Raw genomic sequence first — 5,320 nt, forward strand, 5'->3', positions numbered from 1 at the left:
AGATAAGTCTTCAGTTAAAGAGTCGACGCTTGAAGAACAACCGAAAGATTACGCTAATGGCGCAACCGGTTTATTTACCGAGCAGAAGAAAGAAATCATGGATGCTCCCGATGTCGTTACAGCAAAAGCATCGTAAACATTTAACACTTCTGTGAACTTTACAAAGGTTTTTGAGTCATAACTTTCACTCAGGTCATTTGAAACTTCTCATACTTATTAAACGTATAAGAGGGTTAAGACCTTAACTAGAGAGGAGTTTATGATGAAAAAACCTTTGCTTGCTTTATCAGTACTGACTTTAAGCTTAAGTTCAATCATCACCCCCATTCAAGCTACAGCCGCACTTCCATTAAGTGTGGGTAATGAACAATTACCAAGCCTTGCTCCTATGCTTGAACAAGTAACCCCCGCTGTGGTTAGTATTGCCGTAGAAGGCAAACAGGTACAACGTCAGCAAATCCCTGAACAATTTCAATTCTTTTTTGGTCCAGAACAAACACGAGAACGCCCATTCCGCGGGCTAGGTTCTGGTGTGATCATTGATGCCAAGAAAGGCCATATTGTCACCAATTACCATGTCATCAATGGTGCCGACGATATCAAAGTAAAACTGCATGATGGTCGAGAGTACGATGCAGAGCTCATCGGCGGCGACCAGATGTCTGATATCGCGCTATTAAAACTCGAAACAGCCAAAAACCTTACCCAGATAAAAGTCGCAGATTCCGACAAATTGAGAGTCGGCGATTTCAGTGTGGCTATCGGCAACCCATTTGGGCTTGGTCAAACCGTAACATCCGGTATCGTTTCAGCGTTAGGACGTAGCGGTCTCAATCTAGAGAACTTCGAAAACTTCATTCAAACCGATGCCGCGATTAACAGTGGTAACTCTGGAGGTGCGTTAGTGAATCTTAACGGTGAACTGATTGGTATCAACACGGCCATCCTAGGACCTAACGGCGGCAATGTCGGTATCGGCTTTGCCATTCCATCCAATATGATGACAAACCTGACTGAACAGATTCTCGATTTCGGTGAAGTAAAACGTGGCATGCTTGGTGTCCAAGGTGGAGAGGTCACCTCGGAATTGGCTGAAGCGCTTGGTTATGAGTCCAGCAAAGGTGCTTTTGTTAGCCAAATTGTACCCGACAGTGCTGCAGACAAAGCCGGATTGAAAGCGGGCGATGTCATTATCTCCATTAACGGTAAGCGTATTGATACTTTTAGTGAGTTAAGAGCCAAAGTAGCCACCCTAGGTGCAGGTAAACAGATCGAGTTAGGCGTGGTTCGTGACGGTAAGAATAAGACCTTTGACGTCACGCTGGGTGAATCCACAAATAGTAAGACACAAGCTGAAAAGCTCCATGAAGGACTTGCCGGTGCAGAGCTCACCAACACAACCGACAGCGATTCAGCGACAGGCGTCAAGGTATCAAGTGTCGCTCAAGGTTCGCCAGCAGAAGCTTATCAGCTTCTTAAAGATGACATCATCATCGGGGTAAACCGACAACCAGTTAAGAACCTTGCTGAATTTAGAAAGATTCTTGAAAAACAACCTGGCGTATTGGCACTTAATATCCAGCGAGACGATAGGACTATCTATCTAGTTATTCGATAGCCATACGTCAGCGTAATTACAGGGGGGCTCAGTAAGTTTGCTTTAAACTTACTCAGTCTCCCTTTTCTTTAGATCAATCAAAATGCTATGCTTCACTGATAATCAAGTCAGTCATCCATTGACGGATGCTTCATACCTTACTTGTTGAAGAGGGAAACATGCTGTCCTTTCTATTTCGTTCTATTTCCCTTGGACTCGTTTCAGCGGCGCTTATTCTTCTCGCATTCCCGAGTTTAAGGCCGGCGATTGTTGCAGACGTCACGAACCCTCAAGTCGATAATATTGGCCCTCTTCAGATCTCATTTAACCAAGCGGTGCGACGAGCTGCACCCGCTGTGGTCAATATTTATAGTCGTAAATACGCAGAAAGCGATCGCAACAAGCTACTAACTCAAGGATTAGGTTCAGGGGTGATTGTTAGTGAGAAAGGCTACATCATTACCAACTTCCATGTTGTTGCTCAAGCTGACCAAATAGTCGTGGCACTTCAAGACGGACGAGTAGCGGCCGCACAACTTGTCGGCTCAGACAAACGCACCGATATTGCGATACTCCGAGTCAGCGGTGACAACTTACCTGTTATTCCACTGAACCCGAATTACAAAGCAAATGTCGGCGACGTGGTGCTGGCTATCGGTAACCCATACAACCTAGGGCAAACGACAACCTTTGGCATTATCTCTGCAACAGGTCGTTCTTCGATCAGTGCAGATGGTCACCAAGCCTTTATCCAGACTGATGCTGCAATCAATGAAGGTAACTCAGGTGGTGCACTGGTTAACTCACAAGGTGAGCTCGTCGGTATCAACACGGCTTCTTTCCAACAAGCTACCGACATGGAAACCTACGGGATCTCATTTGCAATCCCCTACTCACTTGCTAATAAAATCATGGAGAAGATCATCGCCGATGGTCGTGTCATTCGTGGTTATATTGGTATCGACGGACAAGACATCAATTCGGTGACATCACGCTTGCTCGGTACTAAGAACATCGGTGGTATTGTTGTCTTAGGCATTGACCCGAATGGTCCTGCAGCCGATGCCGGCTTTGAAGCACAAGATATCATTATCAGCATCAACAACACCCAAATTAGCGGACGACAGAGCGTAATGGACATTGTTACTGACCTTCGCCCGGGTACTATCATTGATGTTGGTGTATTGCGCAAAGGTGAAAACAAGACACTCAAGGTCACCATTACCGAAGACACACGCCTGTAGTCTTTATTTAGTTTGATTGCTAATAGCGAGTAACTCAAACCGCCAATTACAGAGACAAAAAGTATAGATACAAAAAACCCAGCTCTTAAGCTGGGTTTTCTTTTATCAATCAAAGCTAATGACAAACTCAATCAAAACTAGGCGTCACTAGGTTCATCGATATCGATGCGAGTCACACGCTGCAAACCTCTTGGGAGCAGACCACCACGACGACCACGCTCACCACGGAAGTTTTCAAGATCCGCAGGTTTCAAGCCAAGTTTACGTTTACCCGCGTAAATAGTCAGCGTTGCATTCTCTGGAATAGCCATCAGATGCGATACAAACTCTTCACGCTCTTTTGCTTTCGCAGAAGGGATGTTGATGATCTTGTTACCTTTACCTTTGCTCAGCTGAGGTAGGTCTTTAATAGGGAACAACAACATACGGCCTTGGTTAGTAATCGCCAGAATCTGGTTACTGTCCAAGTCTGCAATAGGGCTTGGCAACATCACTTCAGAAGCTTGTGGCAAGTTAACTAACGCTTTACCGCTCTTGTTCTTAGACAGCAGATCGCTACCCTTACAAACAAAGCCATAACCAGCATCAGAACCGACTAACCATAGCTGTTCATTCTCTCCCATCACCACTTGGCGAATCGAAGAACCCGGACTGACGTTCAGGCGGCCTGTAATTGGCTCACCTTGGCTACGTGCCGACGGTAATGAATGAGATTCAAGGGAGTAGCTTCGGCCATCACTGCCAAGGAACACCGCTTGTTGGTTACTCTTACCCTTAGCACTCGCTAAGAACTTATCACCAGATTTGTAGTTCAAGCCTTCAGCATCAACTTCATGCCCTTTAGCATGACGAATCCAACCTTTCTCAGACAACACAACCGTGATTGGTTCGCTTGGTACTAAGTCGCGTTCTGTTAGCGCTTTCGCTTCAGCACGCTCAATCAGAGGTGAGCGACGATCATCGCCGTATTTATCTGCATCTGCTTGGATTTCTTTCTTGATCAACGTATTCAAGCGACGCTCTGAACCGAGTAGCTTTTCAAGCTTTTCGCGTTCAGCTTCAAGCTCTTCTTGTTCCGCTCGGATTTTAAACTCTTCTAACTTAGCTAAGTTACGAAGTTTAATATCAAGAATCGCATTGGCTTGAATTTCAGAAATGTTGAAACGGCTCATCAATACAGGACATGGTTCGTCTTCTGTACGAATGATTTCAATCACTTCATCGATATTAAGATAAGCAGCAAGCAAACCTTCTAAAATATGCAAACGTGCTAGTACTTTATCTAAACGGTACTGCAAACGACGGCGAACGGTCGTGCGACGGAACTCAATCCACTCTTTCAGAATTTGAACTAGGCCTTTAACTTGAGGACGATTGTCTAAACCAATCATGTTCAAGTTAACCCGGAAGTTTTTCTCTAGATCCGTCGAAGCGAATAGGTGACTCATCAATTGGTCACAGTCGATACGGTTTGAACGAGGAACGACAACGATGCGAGTTGGGTTCTCGTGATCCGATTCGTCACGCAAGTCGTCAACCATTGGCAGCTTCTTAGCGCGCATCTGGTTAGCAATTTGCTCAAGTAACTTCGCACCTGACACTTGATGAGGTAAAGCAGTGATAACAATATCAGAGCCTTCCTTGTGCCAAACCGCGCGCATCTTGATGCTGCCACGGCCTGTACGGTAGATCTTTTCGATGTCCGACTTCGGCGAAATAATCTCAGCCTCTGTCGGGTAATCAGGGCCTTGAATGAAACCCATCACATCTGGAAGTTCAGCTTTCGGCGTATCAATCAAGTGAATCGCTGCGTTCGCCACTTCACGGACATTGTGAGGCGGGATGTCCGTCGCCATACCTACCGCGATACCAGTAATACCGTTAAGTAAGATATGAGGTAGACGTGCTGGCAACATCTGAGGCTCTTTCATGGTGCCATCAAAGTTTGGTTGCCAATCAACGGTGCCTTGACCTAGTTCACCTAGAAGAACCTCAGCAAACTTAGATAATTTCGCTTCGGTATAACGCATCGCAGCGAACGATTTCGGGTCGTCCGGAGCACCCCAGTTACCTTGACCGTCTACCAATGGGTAGCGGTAAGAGAAAGGCTGCGCCATCAATACCATCGCTTCGTAACAAGCAGAGTCACCGTGTGGGTGATACTTACCTAATACGTCACCAACGGTACGTGCTGATTTTTTGTATTTCGATGCAGCTGATAAGCCCAGCTCAGACATCGCGTAGATAATACGACGCTGTACTGGCTTCAAGCCATCACCGATATACGGTAATGCACGATCCATGATCACGTACATTGAGTAATTTAAGTAGGCATCTTCGGTGAACTTGCGCATTGGCAGCTGTTCAACGCCATCATATGTAATTTCGTTAGACATCCATTATACCTCGGCCATATCACCGTTAGTCTGTAGCCATGTACGGCGATCATCTGCACGTTTTTTACCAAGCAGCATGTCCA

General features: G+C 45.8%; 3 protein-coding genes. 2 read left to right on the forward strand and 1 reads right to left on the reverse strand.

What is annotated here, in order from left to right; genetic code table 11:
• The first annotated feature begins 262 nt into the window (after nucleotides 1-262).
• Complete coding sequence (locus tag AB4653_RS12005; RefSeq protein WP_009848968.1) at nucleotides 263-1,618, forward strand: DegQ family serine endoprotease; 1,356 nt, start codon at nucleotides 263-265, stop codon at nucleotides 1,616-1,618.
• A 158-nt stretch (nucleotides 1,619-1,776) separates the two neighbouring features.
• A complete protein-coding gene (degS, locus tag AB4653_RS12010; protein ID WP_009848967.1) occupies nucleotides 1,777-2,841 on the forward strand; it encodes an outer membrane-stress sensor serine endopeptidase DegS in 1,065 nt (354 codons plus the stop codon).
• Between the two features lie 137 nt (nucleotides 2,842-2,978).
• On the opposite strand, the gene parC is transcribed toward degS, so the two are convergent.
• A complete protein-coding gene (gene parC, locus AB4653_RS12015; protein ID WP_009848966.1) occupies nucleotides 2,979-5,237 on the reverse strand; it encodes a DNA topoisomerase IV subunit A in 2,259 nt (752 codons plus the stop codon).
• Nucleotides 5,238-5,320 lie beyond the last annotated feature (83 nt).

This window comes from Vibrio sp. 10N.222.48.A3 (assembly GCF_041475345.1).
Classification (GTDB): Bacteria; Pseudomonadota; Gammaproteobacteria; order Enterobacterales; family Vibrionaceae; genus Vibrio; species Vibrio tasmaniensis_A.

Excerpts from the sequence above, each read along its gene's own strand:
- degS (WP_009848967.1), top strand. The coding sequence starts at position 1,777 with ATGCTGTCCTTTCTATTTCGTTCTATTTCCCTTGGACTCGTTTCAGCG.
- AB4653_RS12005 (WP_009848968.1), top strand. The coding sequence starts at position 263 with ATGAAAAAACCTTTGCTTGCTTTATCAGTACTGACTTTAAGCTTAAGT.
- parC (WP_009848966.1), bottom strand. The coding sequence starts at position 5,237 with ATGTCTAACGAAATTACATATGATGGCGTTGAACAGCTGCCAATGCGC.